Below are 18087 nucleotides of genomic sequence, written 5' to 3'. Positions count from 1 at the left end.
CCAAAACAGGGCCGTTTACGGTCAGGCAGAAAGCGGATTGAAGTGCTCGCGTCTGAGCATCTGGCATAACGCAATCAACGGTAAACCGACCAGCGTATTTGGGTCGCGCCCGTCCAGTTTTTCAAACAACGCAATCCCCAGACCTTCACTTTTGAAGCTCCCTGCGCAATTAAGCGGGCGCTCTTTGCGCACATAATCCTCAATCTCCTGATCGCTCAGGTGGCGGAAGTGAACGTCAAAGGGTTCGCATTCCGTTTGCAGATGGCCCGTGGCGGAGTTGTAAAGCGCAAGGCCGGTGTAAAAGGTAACAATGGTGCCTCGGGCTTTCATGAGCTGCAGGCGCGCGTTCTCTTCGGTGTGAGGTTTACCCGTAATTTCACCATCGAGCACGCAAACCTGATCGGAGCCTATAATCAGATGGTTGGGATAGCGAGCGGCCAGACTTTGCGCTTTTTCCTGTGCCAGACGCAACACCAGATGACGCGGAGATTCAGCGTGATGCGGCGTTTCGTCAGCGACGGGGGCGGCACATTCAAACGGGATCCCCAGCTTTTCAAGCAACGCGCGGCGGTATGACGAAGTGGAAGCAAGCACGAGATTTGGCATATTTTTTTCACCAGATATAGCGTATCGATGCCAGCCATTTTAAACTACAGGCCGCAATGTGTGCGAATAATTGGCAAAAGGCAGCCCTGGTTGCCTTTTTCTTTGACTCTATGACGTTACAAAGTTAATATGCGCGCCCTATGCAAAAGGTAAAATTACCCCTGACTCTTGACCCGGTTCGTACGGCTCAAAAACGCCTCGATTACGAAGGTATTTATACCGCCGATCAGGCTGAACGTATCGCCGAGTTTGTGGTCAGTGTGGACACTGATGTGGAATGCTCCATGTCGTTCGCTATCGATAACCAGCGCCTGGCCGTTCTGAACGGTGATGCAAAGGTCACGGTAACGCTCGAGTGCCAGCGTTGCGGGAAACCGTTCACACGTCATGTTCACACAACGTATTGTTTCAGTCCGGTTCGTTCTGACGAACAGGCTGAAGCACTCCCGGAAGCGTATGAGCCGATTGAGGTTAACGAATTCGGTGAAATCGATCTGCTGGCAGTGGTTGAAGATGAAATCATCCTCGCCTTGCCGGTAGTTCCGGTGCATGATTCTGAACACTGTGAAGTGTCCGACGCGGACATGGTCTTTGGGGAACTGCCTGATGAAGCGCAAAAACCAAACCCATTTGCCGTATTAGCCAGCTTAAAGCGTAAGTAATTAAGGAGTAAGGTCCATGGCCGTACAACAGAATAAACCAACCCGTTCCAAACGTGGCATGCGTCGTTCCCATGACGCGCTGACTGCAGTTACCAGCCTGTCTGTAGACAAGACTTCTGGTGAGAAACACCTGCGTCACCACATGACTGCCGACGGTTTCTACCGTGGCCGCAAGGTAATCACTAAGTAATCACGCGCTACTCAACGAATTTTACCGTGCGGGACGCCTGCATCGTGAAAGACGAAGAGTAAACGTGATGAAGCTTAGTGAGGCATTCCCCGCGAAAGCGGGGGATACACCGAACCGGGCAGCGAAGATACCTTGACACGTCTAACCCTGGCGTTAGATGTCATGGGAGGAGATTTCGGGCCTTCCGTGACAGTGCCTGCAGCATTGCAGGCACTGAATTCTAATTCGCAACTCACACTTCTTTTAGTCGGCAATCCCGACACCATCACGCCATTACTTGCAAAAGCTGACTTTGAACAACGTTCACGTCTGCAGATTATCCCTGCGCAGTCAGTTATTGCCAGTGATGCCCGGCCCTCGCATGCGATCCGCAACAGTCGCGGAAGCTCAATGCGAATTGCGCTGGAACTGGTAAAAGAAGGGCGGGCTGAAGCCTGCGTCAGCGCCGGAAATACCGGTGCGCTGATGGGACTGGCGAAATTAATGCTCAAGCCCATAGAGGGGATTGAGCGACCTGCGCTGGTGACGGTGTTGCCGCATCAGCAGAAGGGCAAAACGGTGGTGCTCGATCTGGGCGCTAACGTCGATTGCGATAGTACGATGCTGGCCCAGTTTGCCATTATGGGCTCGGTGCTGGCAGAAGAAGTGGTGGGAATTGTGAATCCCCGCGTTGCGTTGCTGAATATCGGTGAAGAAGAGACCAAGGGTCTTGATAGCATCCGTGATGCCGCAGAATTGCTAAAATCCATGCCGTCAATCAACTATATTGGCTATCTTGAAGCTAATGAATTATTGACCGGAAAGACCGATGTTCTGGTGTGTGACGGGTTCACCGGCAACGTTACGTTAAAGACGATGGAAGGGGTGGTTCGAATGTTTCTTTCCCTGCTCAAATCGCAGGGCGAAGGCAAAAAAAGGTCCTGGTGGCTGATTTTATTAAAGCGTTGGTTACAAAAAAGCCTGGCGCGGCGATTCAGTCACCTCAACCCCGACCAGTATAATGGCGCCTGTCTGTTAGGATTGCGCGGCACGGTGATTAAGAGTCATGGTGCGGCCAATCAGCGAGCCTTTACCGTCGCGATTGAACAGGCAGTGCAGGCGGTGCAGCGACAAGTCCCTCAGCGGATTGCCGCTCGCCTGGAATCTGTATTAGCTAAAAGTGACTGAGCGTACATGTATACGAAGATTTTAGGTACCGGCAGTTTTCTGCCTGAACAAGTGCGAACCAACGCCGATCTGGAAAAAATGGTCGATACGTCTGACGAGTGGATTGTCACCCGCACAGGTATTCGTGAACGCCGTATCGCCGGTCCAGATGAAACAGTAACCACGATGGGCTATGAAGCGGGCCTTCGCGCGCTGGAAATGGCAGGTATTGATAAAGACGAGATCGGTCTGATCGTAGTCGCGACTACGTCAGCACCTAACGCCTTCCCAAGCGCAGCCTGTGAGATTCAGGCCAAGCTCGGCATTAAAGGCTGCCCGGCGTTTGACGTTGCGGCGGCCTGCGCAGGTTTTACCTATGCGCTGAGCGTTGCCGATCAATACGTGAAGTCTGGCGCGGTGAAATATGCGCTGGTGATTGGTGCAGACGTGCTGGCACGCACCTGCAACCCGGAAGATCGCGGAACGATCATTATTTTTGGTGATGGTGCGGGCGCTGTACTGTTAGGTCAGTCAGAAGAGCCGGGCATTATCTCGACGCATTTACATGCCGATGGTCGCTATGGTGAGCTGCTGACGCTGCCTAACGCCGATCGCGTGAACCCGGACAGCTCCATTTACCTGACCATGGCAGGCAATGAAGTGTTCAAAGTTGCGGTCACGGAACTGGCGCACATCGTCGATGAGACGCTGGAAGCGAACAATCTTGAGCGCTCTGCGCTGGACTGGCTGGTGCCGCATCAGGCGAACCTGCGTATTATCAGCGCCACGGCCAAAAAGCTGGGCATGTCCATGGATAACGTTGTTGTGACCCTCGATCGTCACGGCAACACCTCTGCGGCGTCGGTACCCTGCGCGTTTGACGAAGCGGTACGCGATGGACGAATTAAACGAGGCCAACTGGTCTTGCTTGAAGCCTTTGGTGGCGGTTTCACCTGGGGCTCCGCGCTGGTTCGTTTCTAATTAAGGATTAAAAATGACGCAATTTGCTTTTGTGTTCCCGGGTCAGGGTTCTCAGTCGGTTGGGATGTTGTCTGAATTAGCGGCACAGTATCCAATTATTGAAGCGACTTTCCGTGAAGCATCAGACGCTCTGGGCTACGATCTCTGGGCGCTGACTCAGCAGGGTCCGGCGGAAGAGCTGAATAAAACCTGGCAGACGCAGCCTGCATTGCTTACCGCATCCGTTGCGTTGTGGCGTGTCTGGCAGCAGCAGGGCGGTAAAGCGCCTGCAATGCTGGCAGGCCATAGCCTGGGTGAATATTCTGCACTGGTATGTGCGGGCGTCATTGGTTTTGCCGATGCCGTGCGTCTGGTCGAAATGCGTGGCAAATTCATGCAGGAAGCGGTTCCGGAAGGGACTGGTGCGATGTCCGCCATTATTGGTCTGGATGATGCTTCGATTGCCAAAGCGTGCGAAGAATCAGCCGAAGGGCAGGTTGTTTCACCGGTGAACTTCAACTCACCGGGCCAGGTTGTCATTGCGGGCAACAAAGAAGCCGTTGAGCGCGCAGGCGCAGCCTGTAAAGCGGCGGGCGCGAAGCGCGCACTGCCACTGCCGGTGAGCGTCCCGTCTCACTGCGCACTGATGAAACCGGCTGCTGAAAAACTGGCGGCTGAGCTGCAAAAAATCACTTTTAACGCACCAACGGTTCCGGTCGTGAATAACGTTGATGTGAAATGCGAAACGGCGCCGGAAGCGATTCGCGATGCGCTGGTTCGTCAGCTTTACAGCCCAGTGCAATGGACCAAAACCGTTGAGTTTATGGCCGCACAGGGCGTTGAGCACCTGTATGAAGCAGGCCCGGGTAAAGTCCTGACCGGTCTGACCAAACGTATTGTTGATACCCTGACGGCATCGGCCATTAATGAGCCAGACGCCCTGTCAGCGGCACTCGCGCAATAAAAGAGGATTACCATGAGTTTTGAAGGAAAAATCGCGCTGGTAACGGGCGCAAGCCGCGGTATCGGACGTGCAATTGCTGAGACCCTGGTCGCGCGTGGCGCGAAAGTCATTGGTACTGCGACCAGTGAGAAGGGCGCTCAGGCGATTAGCGACTATTTAGGTGCGAACGGAAAAGGTCTGATGCTGAATGTGACCGATGCTGCATCTATCGAATCTGTTCTGGAAAATATTCGCGCAGAGTTTGGCGAAGTGGATATTCTGGTAAATAATGCCGGTATCACTCGCGACAACTTACTGATGCGAATGAAAGACGACGAGTGGGACGATATCATCGAAACCAACCTGTCATCTGTATTCCGTCTGTCAAAAGCGGTAATGCGAGCTATGATGAAAAAGCGTCATGGCCGTATTATCACTATCGGTTCTGTGGTTGGTACCATGGGAAATGCTGGTCAGGCCAACTACGCTGCGGCGAAAGCGGGTCTGATTGGGTTCAGTAAATCGCTGGCGCGCGAAATCGCGTCACGCGGGATTACTGTAAACGTTGTTGCTCCGGGCTTTATTGAAACGGACATGACGCGTGCGCTATCTGACGATCAGCGTGCGGGTATTCTGGCGCAGGTTCCTGCGGGTCGCCTCGGTGGCGCTCAGGAAATCGCCAGCGCGGTTGCATTTTTAGCCTCTGACGAAGCGAGTTACATCACTGGTGAGACTCTCCACGTCAACGGCGGGATGTACATGGTTTAACCACGATCGAAAATATTTGCGTTATTAGGGCGAATGGCCTCAAAATAACGTAAAATCGTGGTAAGACCTGCCGGGATTTAGTTGCAAATTTTTCAACATTTTATACACTACGAAAACCATCGCGAAAGCGAGTTTTGATAGGAAATTTAAGAGTATGAGCACTATCGAAGAACGCGTTAAGAAAATTATCGGCGAGCAGCTGGGCGTTAAGCAGGAAGAAGTTGTGAACTCCGCATCCTTCGTTGAAGACCTGGGCGCAGATTCTCTTGACACCGTTGAGCTGGTAATGGCTCTGGAAGAAGAGTTTGATACTGAGATTCCGGACGAAGAAGCTGAGAAAATCACCACCGTTCAGGCTGCCATTGATTACATCAACGGTCACCAGGCGTAAGTGAACATCTCCAGGCGGTCATTCGACCGCCTGAGTTTTATCTTTTTTAGTCCCACGAATCCTTTTTTTTATCCCTCCCTGGAGGACAAACGTGTCTAAGCGTCGTGTAGTTGTGACCGGACTTGGCATGTTGTCTCCTGTCGGCAATACCGTAGAGTCCACCTGGAAAGCTCTCCTTGCCGGTCAGAGCGGCATCAGCCTAATCGACCATTTCGATACTAGCGCCTATGCAACGAAATTTGCTGGCTTAGTAAAGGATTTTAACTGTGAAGAGATCATCTCGCGCAAAGAACAGCGCAAGATGGATGCCTTCATTCAATATGGAATTGTCGCTGGCGTTCAGGCCATGCAGGATTCTGGCCTTGAGATTACGGAAGAGAACGCAACCCGCATTGGCGCCGCTATTGGCTCCGGGATTGGCGGCCTTGGCCTGATCGAGGAAAACCACACCTCTCTGGTGAATGGTGGCCCGCGTAAGATCAGCCCATTCTTCGTTCCGTCCACGATTGTTAACATGGTGGCTGGTCACTTGACCATCATGTTTGGCCTCCGTGGCCCAAGCATTTCTATCGCAACTGCCTGTACGTCTGGTGTGCATAACATCGGTCAGGCCGCGCGTATCATTGCTTATGGTGATGCAGACGCTATGGTTGCCGGTGGTGCTGAAAAAGCCAGTACTCCGCTGGGCGTTGGTGGTTTCGGTGCGGCGCGCGCGCTGTCTACCCGTAACGACAATCCTCAGGCTGCGAGCCGTCCGTGGGACAAAGACCGTGATGGTTTTGTTCTTGGCGATGGTGCTGGCATGATCGTACTTGAAGAGTACGAACACGCGAAAAAGCGTGGCGCGAAAATTTATGCAGAAATCGTTGGTTTCGGCATGAGCAGCGATGCCTATCACATGACCTCTCCGCCGGAAGATGGCGCGGGTGCGGCACTGGCGATGGTGAACGCGATTCGCGACGCGGGTCTCGAGCCGGGCCAGATTGGCTATGTTAACGCCCACGGCACCTCGACGCCTGCAGGCGATAAAGCAGAAGCGCAGGCCGTTAAGTCTGTATTTGGTGATGCTGCCAGCCGTATTATGGTCAGTTCCACCAAATCCATGACCGGTCACCTGCTGGGTGCTGCAGGTGCAGTAGAGTCCATCTACTCCATCCTGGCCCTGCGCGATCAGGCTGTTCCGCCGACCATCAACCTGGATAACCCGGATGACGGTTGCGATCTGGACTTCGTTCCACACGAAGCGCGCCAGGTTAGCGGTCTGGAGTACACGCTGTGTAACTCCTTCGGCTTCGGTGGCACCAACGGTTCTCTGATCTTTAAAAAGATCTAAGTTCCGCTGCCCGGTTGCGATAAATGAAAAGGTCCGCTTGTCGGGCCTTTTTTATTCGGTTTTCTTCCCTTGTCCTGCATTATTCATCCTGCCAAACTATCGGGTCACGAAAAAGGAGCCTCCATGTTCTTAATCAATGGCCAGCAGCAGGATTATCTTCCCGCGAGCGACAGGGCGACCCAGTTTGGCGACGGCTGCTTCACTACGGCACGCATTGCTGAAGGCGAGGTCTGTCTGCTTGCCGCACATCTCCAGCGTCTGCAAATGGCCTGCGAAAAGTTGCTGATCCCGTTTAATCACTGGGCAGAGCTTCAGCGTGAAATGATCGACCTGGCTAAAGGCAACCCTCGCGGCGTGCTGAAAGTCATTATCAGCCGGGGGGCGGGCGGACGCGGCTATAGCGGGGCAAGTTGCCTGAATCCCACTCGAATCCTCTCTGTTTCAGCTTATCCCACGCACTACGACGTATGGCGTCGCGACGGCATCAGCCTGGCGCTCAGCCCGGTTCGCCTGGGCCGTAACCCCTCGCTTGCAGGGATAAAACATCTCAACCGACTTGAGCAGGTGCTGATCCGCGCTCATCTTGAACAGTCAGACGCCGATGAGGCGCTGGTTCTTGACAGCGAAGGTCTCATTACGGAATGCTGTGCGGCCAATTTACTGTGGCGACAGGGTCATGACGTATTCACCCCTAAGATGGATCAGGCCGGTGTGAATGGCATCATGCGACAGTTTTGTTTGCAGCATCTGGCACACTCCGGTTTTCGCGTTGTCGAAGTTCACGCAGGCGAAGAGGCACTGCGGGATGCCGATGAGGTGGTCATCTGCAATGCATTAATGCCCGTCGTGCCGGTTCGAGCGTATGCTCAAAAGCAATGGTCGTCGCGTGAGTTGTACTCGTTTTTAGCCCCACTGTGTGAGCAAACAAGATAGTCATGAAAAAAATGTTGCGCTTTGTCCTCCTCCTTATCGTCGTGATGGCTATCGCTGGCGGCGTGGGAGTCTGGAAAGTTCGTCAGATGGCGAACAGTCACATTCTGATTAAAGAAGAGACCGTATTCACGCTGAAAGCGGGTACCGGGCGCCTGGCGCTGGGCGATCAGCTTTACGGCGATAAAATCATTAACCGCCCACGAGTATTCCAGTGGCTGCTGCGTCTTGAGCCGGAGCTTTCGCATTTTAAAGCGGGGACCTATCGCTTTACGCCGGGCATGACGGTGCGTGAAATGCTTGAACTGCTGGAAAGCGGCAAAGAGGCGCAATTCCCGCTGCGATTCGTCGAAGGCATGCGCCTGAGCGACTACCTCAAACAGCTGCGCGATGCGCCCTACATCAGCCATACGCTGAAAGATGACCAGTACGCGACCGTCGCCGAGGTGCTGAAGCTCGAGCACCCCGAGTGGGTGGAGGGCTGGTTCTGGCCTGATACCTGGATGTATACCGCAGGCACTACGGACGTCGCCATTCTCAAGCGCGCACACAAAAAAATGGTTACCGCCGTTGAGAAAGCGTGGGAAGGGCGCGCGGAAGGTCTGCCGTATAAAGATCAAAATCAGTTTGTCACCATGGCCTCGATTGTCGAAAAAGAGACGGCCGTCGCCAGCGAGCGCGATCAGGTGGCATCGGTCTTTATCAATCGTCTGCGTATCGGCATGCGGCTGCAAACGGACCCTACGGTGATTTACGGAATGGGTGAGAACTACGCCGGGAAGATAAGCCGTAAGGATCTGGAAACGCCAACGGCGTATAATACCTACGTGATTAGCGGTTTGCCGCCAGGCCCAATCGCGACGCCGAGCCAGGCATCACTTGATGCCGCCGCACATCCGGCACACACACCGTATCTCTATTTTGTGGCTGACGGAAAAGGGGGGCATACCTTTAACACCAACCTTGCCAGCCATAATCGCTCTGTTCAGGACTATCTGAAGGCACTTAAGGAAAAAAATGCGCAGTAATTACATCGTCATAGAGGGGCTGGAAGGCGCCGGGAAAACCACCGCACGTAACGTGGTGGTCGACACACTGAAAGAGCTGGGCATCGGGGAGATGGTTTTCACCCGCGAGCCGGGCGGGACTGTGCTTGCCGAGAAGCTGAGAAGCCTGGTGCTGGATATCAAATCCGTCGGGGACGAAGTGATTTGCGATAAAGCTGAAGTGCTGATGTTTTACGCCGCCCGCGTGCAGCTGGTCGAAACGGTGATCAAACCGGCGCTGGCAGAAGGGCGCTGGGTGATTGGTGACCGTCACGATCTCTCGACCCAGGCCTATCAGGGCGGTGGACGCGGTATCGATCAGGCCATGCTTGCAACGCTGCGCGATGCCGTGCTGGGCGATTTCCGCCCCAATCTGACGTTGTATCTGGACGTCACCCCGGCCGTGGGCCTGAAACGCGCCCGCGCGCGCGGTGAACTGGATCGTATTGAGCAAGAGTCGCTGGATTTCTTTAACCGCACCCGTGCGCGCTATCTTGAACTTGCCGCGCAGGACAGCTCGATTCGTACCATTGATGCGACGCAATCCCTTGAGGATGTCACCCGTTCGATCCGCGAAACGGTCACTGCGTGGGTACAGGAGCAGCAGGCATGAAATGGTACCCATGGCTGCGTCCGCACTTTGATCAGCTGATTAGCAGCTATCAGTCCGGTCGGGGGCATCATGCGTTACTGATTCAGTCGTTACCCGGCATGGGTGATGACGCCCTGATTTATGCGATTACGCGTTTTCTGATGTGTCAGCAGCCGGAAGGCAGTAAAAGCTGTGGCAAATGCCGCGGCTGCCAGCTGATGCAGGCGGGGACGCACCCGGACTACTACACGCTGGAGCCGGAGAAGGGCAAAAGCTCACTCGGGATCGATGCGGTGCGTGAAGTCAGCGAAAAGCTGTATGAGCACGCCCGTCTCGGCGGGGCGAAAGTAGTTTGGCTGAAGGATGCGGCGCTGCTGACGGAAGCTGCCGCGAATGCGCTGCTCAAAACGCTGGAAGAACCACCGGTGAACACCTGGTTCTTCATGTCCTGCCGTGAGCCGGGCCGATTACTGGCCACATTGCGCAGCCGTTGCCGACTTCATCACCTCGCCGCACCCCAGGAATTATGGGCGTTAAGCTGGCTTGAGCGGGAAGTGACGGTGTCACAAGATGCAGCGTTAACCGCGCTGCGCCTGAGCAGTGGCGCACCTGCCGCCGCCCTCGAACTGCTGCAAAAAGAGACCTGGGCACAGCGAGTACAGCTTTGCGATGCCCTGAGCGGCACGCTGGAGAGCCGGGACTGGCTAAGTCTGTTAAGCGCGCTGAACCACGAACACGCGCCCGCGCGGCTGCACTGGCTGGCATCTCTGCTACTGGACGCCCTCAAATTACAGCAAGGCGCACAGCTTCTGAGCAATACCGACGTTTGGCCGCTGGTCAATACGCTGGCGAATCAGCTGTCGGGGGCCATACTGCGTGCGATCTTCCACGACGTCAGCGTGTGCCGCGAACAACTCTTAACCGTAACCGGCGTGAATCGCGAGCTGTTACTCACGGACCTGTTACTGCGTACGGAACATTACCTGCAACCAGGCACACAGCTGCCTGCTTCCCATCTCTGAGAGAGACATCATGTTTTTAGTCGACTCACACTGCCATCTCGATGGCCTGGATTATCAATCACTGCATAAAGACGTGGACGACGTACTGGCGAAAGCTGCCGCCCGCGATGTGAAATTCTGTCTGGCGGTCGCCACCACTTTACCGGGATACCGCGCAATGCGCGATTTGGTGGGTGAGCGCGATAACGTGGCCTTTTCCTGCGGCGTGCATCCGCTCAATCAGGATGAAGAGTATAACGTTGAGGATCTGCGCCGTATGGCAGCGGAAGAGGGCGTGGTCGCGATGGGGGAAACCGGGCTGGACTATTTTTACACGCCAGAAACGAAATCCCGCCAGCAGGAGTCCTTTCGCAACCACATCCGCATCGGACGCGAGCTGAACAAGCCGGTTATCGTCCATACCCGCGATGCGCGCGCCGATACGCTGGCGATCCTGCAGGAAGAAAAGGTGACGGATTGCGGTGGCGTACTACACTGTTTCACAGAAGACAGAGAAACAGCGGGCAAGCTGCTTGATTTAGGGTTTTATATCTCGTTTTCCGGGATCGTGACGTTCCGTAATGCTGAACAACTGCGTGATGCCGCGCGTTATGTGCCTCTCGACCGCATTCTGGTGGAAACAGATTCTCCTTATCTGGCACCGGTGCCGCATCGCGGTAAAGAGAACCAGCCAGCCATGACGAGAGATGTGGCCGAGTACATGGCCGTCCTGAAGGGCGTCAGCCTCGAAGAGTTGGCACGTGCCACCACGGAAAACTTCGCTAATTTGTTCCACATCGCCTCCGCCCGCCTGCAATCTGTTTGAAACACCTGTTTTTTTTAGGCTCGTAATTAATAAACAAAGCGAGTAAAGTTCACCGCCTTATTTAGGGCGGTGACGGTGTTTTTAGACATATCTGGAAATGCTTTTTGTAAATTACTGAAAGTTTTTCGATCGTCTGAGGCTGAAACGTGATAGCCGTCAAACAAAGTCACAGGGATTTATTTTACTCTGTGTAATAAATAAAGGGCGCTTAGATGTCCTGTCCACGGCGCGGTTCTCCCCCGTGCCCATGCGTGAAAGCGTAAAAAAAGCACAAATACTCAGGAGCACTCTCAATTATGTTTAAGAATGCATTTGCTAACCTGCAAAAGGTCGGTAAATCGCTGATGCTGCCAGTATCCGTACTGCCTATCGCAGGTATCCTGCTAGGCGTAGGTTCTGCAAACTTCAGCTGGCTGCCAGCCGTAGTTTCACACGTGATGGCCGAAGCAGGCGGTTCTGTTTTTGCTAACATGCCGCTGATCTTCGCCATCGGTGTCGCTCTGGGCTTCACCAATAACGATGGTGTATCTGCTCTGGCTGCGGTTGTTGCTTACGGCATCATGGTGAAAACCATGGCTGTGGTTGCGCCACTGGTTCTGCATTTACCTGCTGAAGAGATCGCAGCGAAACACCTGGCGGATACCGGTGTTCTCGGCGGTATCATCTCCGGTGCTATTGCAGCCTACATGTTTAACCGCTTCTATCGCATCAAGCTGCCAGAGTATCTGGGCTTCTTCGCGGGCAAGCGCTTCGTACCGATCATCTCTGGTCTGGCTGCGATCTTCATGGGCGTTGTGCTGTCCTTCATCTGGCCTCCGATTGGTACGGCTATCCAGACCTTCTCTCAGTGGGCTGCATACCAGAACCCGGTTGTCGCGTTCGGTATCTACGGTTTCGTTGAGCGCTGCCTGGTACCATTTGGTCTGCACCACATCTGGAACGTTCCATTCCAGATGCAGATTGGTGAATACACCAACGCCGCAGGTCAGGTATTCCACGGTGATATCCCACGTTACATGGCAGGTGACCCAACTGCAGGCAAACTGTCTGGCGGCTTCCTGTTCAAAATGTACGGTCTGCCGGCTGCTGCGATTGCTATCTGGCACTCTGCTAAACCAGAGAACCGTGCAAAAGTGGGCGGTATCATGATCTCCGCAGCGCTGACCTCGTTCCTGACCGGTATCACCGAGCCGATCGAGTTCTCCTTCATGTTCGTTGCGCCGATCCTGTACGTTATCCACGCGATTCTGGCAGGCCTGGCATTCCCAATCTGTATCCTGCTGGGTATGCGTGACGGTACATCCTTCTCGCACGGTCTGATCGACTTCATCGTTCTGTCCGGTAACAGCAGCAAACTGTGGCTGTTCCCAATCGTTGGTGCGTGCTACGCAGTGGCGTACTACACCATCTTCCGCGTGCTGATCAAAGCACTGGACCTGAAAACGCCAGGTCGTGAAGATTCTACTGACGATGCGAAAGCGACCTCTACCAGCGAAATGGCTCCTGCTCTGATTGCAGCATTCGGCGGCAAAGAAAACATCACTAACCTGGACGCGTGTATCACTCGTCTGCGTGTGAGCGTTGCTGACGTGGCTAAAGTTGACCAGCAGGGTCTGAAAAAGCTGGGCGCAGCGGGCGTTGTTGTTGCAGGTTCGGGTGTTCAGGCAATCTTCGGGACTAAATCCGATAACCTGAAAACCGAAATGGATGAATACATCCGCAGCAACTAAGTTGTGACCTGGGGAGACTAAGGCAGCCGAATGGCTGCCTTTTTTATTGGCTAGCCTACGCTCACTGGCGTTGCGTTTACCGGGCGTATGGGTTGTGTAGATAGGGTAAGCGTAAGCACCACCCAACGTTTATCCCAATAAAAAAAGGGAGCCTTTCGGCTCCCTTCGTATTCACGGCTAAATCACGGCGAACTTAGAAACTGTAGCTTCCGCTCACAGAGAAGTTACGTGGTGTGCCATAGACACCGTAGGTGCCCAGGTAATCGTAATACTCTTCGTCAAACACGTTGTTCAGGTTGCCCTGAACCGAGAAGTTTTTGGTGACCTGATAGCGGGTAAAGAGATCGACCACGGTATAGCCGTCCTGAGTAATCTGCTTCACGCCGTTCGGGCCGTTATCGATATCCTGCCAGGTTTTGTTCTGCCAGCGAGCGCCACCGCCCACGGTCAGCTCAGGCAGCATTGGCAACTGGTAGCGCGTAAACAGTTTCAGTGATGTACGCGGCTGGCCAGGGTTTACTGCGGCGCCATTCTCATCATCTGCAATGTAACGGCTTCCACCAAAGGTCAGCTGCCAGTTATCGGTTAACGCGCCGTTCAGTTCAAATTCGATACCTTTACTGACGGTACCATCCACAGATTTATACGCCGACTGGCCGCCGGAGCCTGGGATCGTCGTTCCGGTATTAACGGCCACGTTGTCCTGCTCGATACGGAAGACAGCAACCGTCGCGGTCAAACGGGTGTTGAACCAGTCGCCTTTCACACCGGCTTCATAGCTCTTGCCGGTGGTCGGATCGATAAACTTGCTGTTGATATCGCGCTGGCCCGTTGGCTGGAAGATAGAGGTATAGCTCCCGTAGACCGACCAGGTATCGTCGATGTCATAGATCAGGCCAGCGTATGGCGTGACGTCATCGAACTTCGCGTTGCGGATTTCGTCCGGTTGACGCTCCAGGTTGTACTTTGCGCTCCACTCGGTGTAACGCGCGCCGAGGATCAGGTGCAGCGGATCGGCCAGTGACAGGCGGGTGGCGCCATAGACTGATTTCTGGCGGATGACATCGCGCTGATAGAGCGAGAAGCCGGACCAGCTCGGATCAGCCAGTTTGCCGTTGTAATCGTAAATGCTGCCGACATCCATCAGGCCATAGTTATCGTTAACCGGATAGGAGTTGTCATAGTTATTGCGCTGACGGCTGTAGCTGCCGCCAAACATGACTTCGTGCTGACGGCCCAGCAGCTCATAGCCGCCGCGCACGAACGCATCCACAGAGTCCTGTTTACGTTCGCCCCGGTTCCAGCCGCCCCAGGCGCCGTACCAGCTGGAGGCATCGTACAGACCGGTTGTTTTATCCGGATAACCGTCGATGTACATCAGCTTGCTGTCAAAATTGGTTTCCGCATGCATGGCGTTAACTTTGGCTTCCCAGCCGTTATCAAAGCGCTGCGTCAGGTTAGCGAAGACCTTGGTGGAGTCGTTGTTGGAGTAGGTCCAGTCGGCCGCCGTGTTAAAGCCGCGGCGGAAATCGGTTTTGCTGCCATCGCTGAACATGGACGGGAAACCGCCCCAGGTCGGGCTGTCCTCTTCGCTCTCCTGGTAGTCATAGCCCAGGGAGAGGGTGGTGGAGTCCGTAATGTCTGCGTCGAGGATGCCGGAGACAAATTTCTTACGATAGTGGTTACGTTCAACCCAGGAGTCGCGGTCTTCGTAACCGGCGATCACGCGCCCGCGCACATTGCCGGATTCCGTCAGCGGTGCCTGCAGATCCATCACGTAACGCTGTTTGTCCCAGCTGCCGTAGGTGGCGGAGACGTTGCCTTTGAACTCTTTGCTGTCGGCGTGTTTACGCACCATGTTGACGTAGGCAGATGGGTTACCCGTTCCGCTCATCAGGCCGGCTGCGCCGCGCACCACTTCGATTTTGTCGAAAATGGCCGTGTCGCCTGCGGTATCACCAAAATTCCAGCGGTTATCGAGGAAAGTGGGCATATCTTCATAGGCAAAGTTGCTGATGAAGAAACCGCGAGAATAGAAGTTGGTACGGCTGGTATCGATGCGAGACGCACTCACACCGACGGTGTTATCCAGCACCGCGCCAATGGTGTTCAGCTCCTGATCCTGCATACGCTGCTGGCTCATGACGCTGACCGACTGGGGAATATCACGCGGAACCAGCAGTAACTTGGTGCCGGTCGTGGTGGTTTTCACGCTGTAGTCCTTATCCTGCGCGCTATTCTGGTCTTGCGCGTTATCAGCCCCGTCAACGACAACGGTATCTTCTGGATTCGTTTCAGCGAAACTTGCGGTCGGCATCAATGCCATAGCAATACAGGCTGCCAGCAACGAAGGTGTTGCGACAGACTGACGTTGCCCATCCCTGGTGTGATTAATGAAAGACATTATCAAACCCTTTCTGAGTGAATGGTAATTTTTTGCCCCAGTCCCGATAACGGTCGGAGGTCATTTCTATGTTGAAAATGCGCATGAAAATGCAAATGCGAAATATACGCATTTGATTTAACCGTGTAAACAGATGTAACCATTGCCACTGAAATTATGTTTCAGTTCATTCCGGGGGGGGAATGGTCAATCAGCGACCATCCATTGGACGTTAAAGAAAGAAATAACGGGATAAGGTTGAAAGGACAGGAGAAACTCGCTCATACTCTTGTGTTGTGTCACGGGCAATTGCCGTATGTCTGCCTTTGCCGGTCACGCCACGCCAGATTAAACCAAAAAGGAAAACGTCATGGCTGAAGAAACCATTTTCAGTAAAATTATCCGCCGTGAAATCCCGTCGGATATCGTGTATCAGGATGAACTGGTCACTGCTTTCCGCGACATTTCGCCTCAGGCTCCGACACACATCCTTATTATCCCCAATATTCTGATTCCGACCGTTAATGACGTGAAAACTGAGCATGAAGTGGCATTAGGCCGTATGCTGACGGTAGCAGCGAAAATTGCTGAGCAGGAAGGGATTGCCGAAGACGGATACCGTCTGATCATGAACTGCAATCGTCATGGTGGGCAGGAAGTTTATCATATTCACATGCATCTGCTGGGCGGTCGTCCGCTGGGTCCGATGCTGGCGCATAAAGGTCTTTAACATGCAAAGAGGGCGTATCGCTGTTCTGCTCCTGGCGATGGTGATGGCGGGCTGTAGCTCGCGTCCCGCGATCCCGGTCAGCGACGAACAGACGCTGGTGATGGAGTCGTCGGTACTGGCGGCGGGCATCACCGCAGAAGCACCGTCGCTGACGGTCAGTGAAATTCAGCCGTCGGCGTCCTCTACGCTCTATAACGAACGACATGAGCCTGTCACCGTCCACTATCGGTTTTACTGGTATGACGTAAGAGGCCTCGAGATGCATCCACTTGAAGCGCCGCGCAGCGTCGTTATTCCGGCGAATTCGTCGGTCACGCTTTATGGCAGCGCTAATTATCTGGGTGCGCATAAGGTCAGACTTTATCTTTATTTGTAAGGGGTGAACCTTGATTAAAAATTTGGGCCGTTACGCGCTCGTTACCGCTTTTGCGCTCTTCCTGTCGGGATGTATCACCCGTACGGAACAGCAACCCGCGCCCGTTGATGAGGCCAAACCGGGCACTGAACAGCCAGTGACCCCGACGGAGCCGGTTCCAACGGTGCCGTCCGAGCCAACGATTCCTGAACAGCCAGGGCCGATTGAACATCCGGATCAAACCTCGCAGCCTGCGCCACGCGTTCGCCACTATGACTGGAATGGCGCGATGCAGCCGATGGTCGGCAAAATGCTGCAGGCACAGGGTGTTACCGCAGGCAGCGTGCTGCTGGTGGACAGCGTGAACAACCGCACCAACGGTTCGCTTAATGCCGGTGAAGCCACCGAAACCCTGCGCAATGCGCTGGCGAATAACGGCAAGTTTACGCTGGTCTCCGTGCAGCAACTGTCGGTTGCGAAGCAGCAACTGGGCCTTTCACCGCAGGACAGTCTGGGCTCGCGCAGCAAAGCGATTGGTATCGCCCGTAACGTTGGCGCGCAGTATGTGCTCTATTCCAACGCCACCGGCAACGTCAATACGCCAGCCCTGCAAATGCAGCTGATGCTGGTTCAAACGGGTGAGATTATCTGGTCAGGTAAAGGTGCCGTTACACAACAATAACGTCACGCGCGAAACAATCGTTTCGCGCTACTTCCCTCAGTATCGCCTTGTCGCGCCGCAAACCCACGCCGGGTTTAGCGGCGCGAGTTGCATTATTGAGCAGGGCGAGCACCGTCTGGTGTTGCGTCTGCGCCACGATGCGAGCGGGCCTGCTTTCTGTTTTCGCCGTCAGTACCACGCTTTATGCCGTCTGCCTGCCAATCTGGTGCCAAAGCCGCACTGCTTTCATCGCGACTGGATGGCGGTGGAGTATCTTATGGGCGAGATCAAAAGCGAGCTTCCGGATACCCAAACCCTCGCAGGCATGCTGTATTATCTGCATCGGCAATCCCGTCTGGGCTGGCGAATTACCCTGTTACCGCTGCTCGATGCCTACTGGCAAGGGGCCGATCCCGCCAGACGCACGCCGTTCTGGCTGGCTACGCTAAAACGTCTGCGTCAGCGCGGCGAACCGCAGCCCCTGCGGCTGGTGCCGTTGCATATGGACGTTCATGCCGGAAACATTGTGCATACTCCGGCAGGCGAGCGGCTGATCGACTGGGAATATGCCGGTGATGGCGACGTAGGGCTTGAGCTGGCGTCCATATGGATGCCGACGGAAAATGCCCGCCAGAAGTTTATCGATGTCTACGCCAAAACGGCGAACATCGATGCGCATCACCTGAAAAAGCAGGTGCAGCGCTGGCGGCCCTGGGTACTGATGATGATGGCCGGGTGGTTCGAATTACGCTTTCAGCAATCGGCTGACAAACAATTTATCGCGCTGGCAGATGACGTCTGGCGTCAGTTACAAACTAAAGGATAAGAGAGGTT

Annotated in this window: 20 protein-coding genes; 18 read left to right on the top strand and 2 right to left on the bottom strand. The window is 54.4% G+C overall.

The window, feature by feature from the left end; genetic code table 11:
* Positions 1–21: 21 nt before the first annotated feature.
* Positions 22–606 (bottom strand): nucleoside triphosphate pyrophosphatase, encoded by a 585-nt coding sequence (locus tag DAI21_RS18425; protein ID WP_100780589.1) that lies wholly within the window; start codon positions 604–606, stop codon positions 22–24.
* Between the two features lie 140 nt (positions 607–746).
* Between DAI21_RS18425 and yceD the strand changes: the two genes are divergently transcribed.
* The 14 genes from yceD (at position 747) to ptsG (ending at position 13124) form a co-directional block, all read left to right on the top strand.
* Entirely contained in the window at positions 747–1268 is a 522-nt protein-coding gene (yceD, locus tag DAI21_RS18420) for a 23S rRNA accumulation protein YceD (RefSeq protein ID WP_100780588.1), read from the top strand.
* Positions 1269–1284: 16 nt separating this feature from the next.
* On the top strand, positions 1285–1458 hold the full coding sequence (gene rpmF / locus DAI21_RS18415; protein WP_071844907.1) for a 50S ribosomal protein L32: 174 nt from the start codon (positions 1285–1287) through the stop codon (positions 1456–1458).
* A 132-nt stretch (positions 1459–1590) separates the two neighbouring features.
* Entirely contained in the window at positions 1591–2625 is a 1035-nt protein-coding gene (gene plsX, locus DAI21_RS18410) for a phosphate acyltransferase PlsX (protein WP_206732569.1), read from the top strand.
* A 6-nt stretch (positions 2626–2631) separates the two neighbouring features.
* Positions 2632–3585 (top strand): beta-ketoacyl-ACP synthase III, encoded by a 954-nt coding sequence (locus DAI21_RS18405; RefSeq protein WP_102105540.1) that lies wholly within the window; start codon positions 2632–2634, stop codon positions 3583–3585.
* 13 nt (positions 3586–3598) lie between these two features.
* A complete protein-coding gene (fabD, locus tag DAI21_RS18400; RefSeq protein ID WP_107703876.1) occupies positions 3599–4528 on the top strand; it encodes an ACP S-malonyltransferase in 930 nt (309 codons plus the stop codon).
* A gap of 12 nt (positions 4529–4540) precedes the next feature.
* On the top strand, positions 4541–5275 hold the full coding sequence (gene fabG, locus DAI21_RS18395) for a 3-oxoacyl-ACP reductase FabG (RefSeq protein WP_100780584.1): 735 nt from the start codon (positions 4541–4543) through the stop codon (positions 5273–5275).
* A 154-nt stretch (positions 5276–5429) separates the two neighbouring features.
* Positions 5430–5666, top strand: coding sequence for an acyl carrier protein (acpP, locus tag DAI21_RS18390; RefSeq protein ID WP_003857954.1), 237 nt, complete (start codon positions 5430–5432; stop codon positions 5664–5666).
* Between the two features lie 91 nt (positions 5667–5757).
* Complete coding sequence (gene fabF / locus DAI21_RS18385; protein ID WP_100780583.1) at positions 5758–6999, top strand: beta-ketoacyl-ACP synthase II; 1242 nt, start codon at positions 5758–5760, stop codon at positions 6997–6999.
* A gap of 123 nt (positions 7000–7122) precedes the next feature.
* A complete protein-coding gene (pabC, locus tag DAI21_RS18380) occupies positions 7123–7932 on the top strand; it encodes an aminodeoxychorismate lyase (RefSeq protein WP_107703875.1) in 810 nt (269 codons plus the stop codon).
* Between the two features lie 2 nt (positions 7933–7934).
* Positions 7935–8957 carry a cell division protein YceG gene (yceG, locus tag DAI21_RS18375; RefSeq protein WP_100780581.1) on the top strand — a complete coding sequence of 341 codons (1023 nt, stop codon included), beginning with the start codon at positions 7935–7937 and terminating at the stop codon, positions 8955–8957.
* Positions 8947–9588: a dTMP kinase gene (gene tmk, locus DAI21_RS18370; RefSeq protein ID WP_100780580.1), complete on the top strand. Its 642-nt coding sequence runs from the start codon at positions 8947–8949 to the stop codon at positions 9586–9588. Before yceG ends, tmk begins: the two co-directional genes overlap by 11 nt.
* Entirely contained in the window at positions 9585–10589 is a 1005-nt protein-coding gene (holB, locus tag DAI21_RS18365) for a DNA polymerase III subunit delta' (protein ID WP_107703874.1), read from the top strand. Before tmk ends, holB begins: the two co-directional genes overlap by 4 nt.
* Positions 10590–10599: 10 nt before the next feature.
* On the top strand, positions 10600–11394 hold the full coding sequence (locus DAI21_RS18360) for a metal-dependent hydrolase (protein WP_107703873.1): 795 nt from the start codon (positions 10600–10602) through the stop codon (positions 11392–11394).
* Positions 11395–11690: 296 nt separating this feature from the next.
* The gene (gene ptsG, locus DAI21_RS18355; RefSeq protein WP_100780577.1) at positions 11691–13124 is read left to right on the top strand and encodes a PTS glucose transporter subunit IIBC; all 1434 of its coding nucleotides are present in this window, start codon (positions 11691–11693) and stop codon (positions 13122–13124) included.
* Between the two features lie 193 nt (positions 13125–13317).
* Here ptsG and fhuE read toward each other — a convergent pair whose 3' ends face one another.
* Positions 13318–15528 carry a ferric-rhodotorulic acid/ferric-coprogen receptor FhuE gene (gene fhuE / locus DAI21_RS18350; RefSeq protein WP_107703872.1) on the bottom strand — a complete coding sequence of 737 codons (2211 nt, stop codon included), beginning with the start codon at positions 15526–15528 and terminating at the stop codon, positions 13318–13320.
* 349 nt (positions 15529–15877) lie between these two features.
* Here fhuE and hinT point away from each other — a divergent pair, with 349 nt between their 5' ends.
* The 4 genes from hinT to thiK are packed head-to-tail and all read left to right on the top strand — an operon-like array spanning position 15878 to position 18079.
* Positions 15878–16237, top strand: a complete 360-nt coding sequence (gene hinT / locus DAI21_RS18345) for a purine nucleoside phosphoramidase (protein WP_006809243.1) — start codon at positions 15878–15880, stop codon at positions 16235–16237.
* Between the two features lies 1 nt (position 16238).
* A complete protein-coding gene (locus tag DAI21_RS18340; protein WP_100780575.1) occupies positions 16239–16613 on the top strand; it encodes a YcfL family protein in 375 nt (124 codons plus the stop codon).
* A gap of 10 nt (positions 16614–16623) precedes the next feature.
* Positions 16624–17274, top strand: coding sequence for a penicillin-binding protein activator LpoB (gene lpoB / locus DAI21_RS18335; protein ID WP_159075434.1), 651 nt, complete (start codon positions 16624–16626; stop codon positions 17272–17274).
* A complete protein-coding gene (gene thiK / locus DAI21_RS18330; protein WP_107703871.1) occupies positions 17255–18079 on the top strand; it encodes a thiamine kinase in 825 nt (274 codons plus the stop codon). The genes lpoB and thiK overlap by 20 nt, the downstream gene beginning before the upstream one ends.
* Positions 18080–18087 lie beyond the last annotated feature (8 nt).

This window comes from Lelliottia sp. WB101 (assembly GCF_003051885.1).
GTDB lineage: Bacteria > Pseudomonadota > Gammaproteobacteria > Enterobacterales > Enterobacteriaceae > Enterobacter > Enterobacter nimipressuralis.
This window is presented reverse-complemented; position numbering and strand designations above follow the sequence as displayed.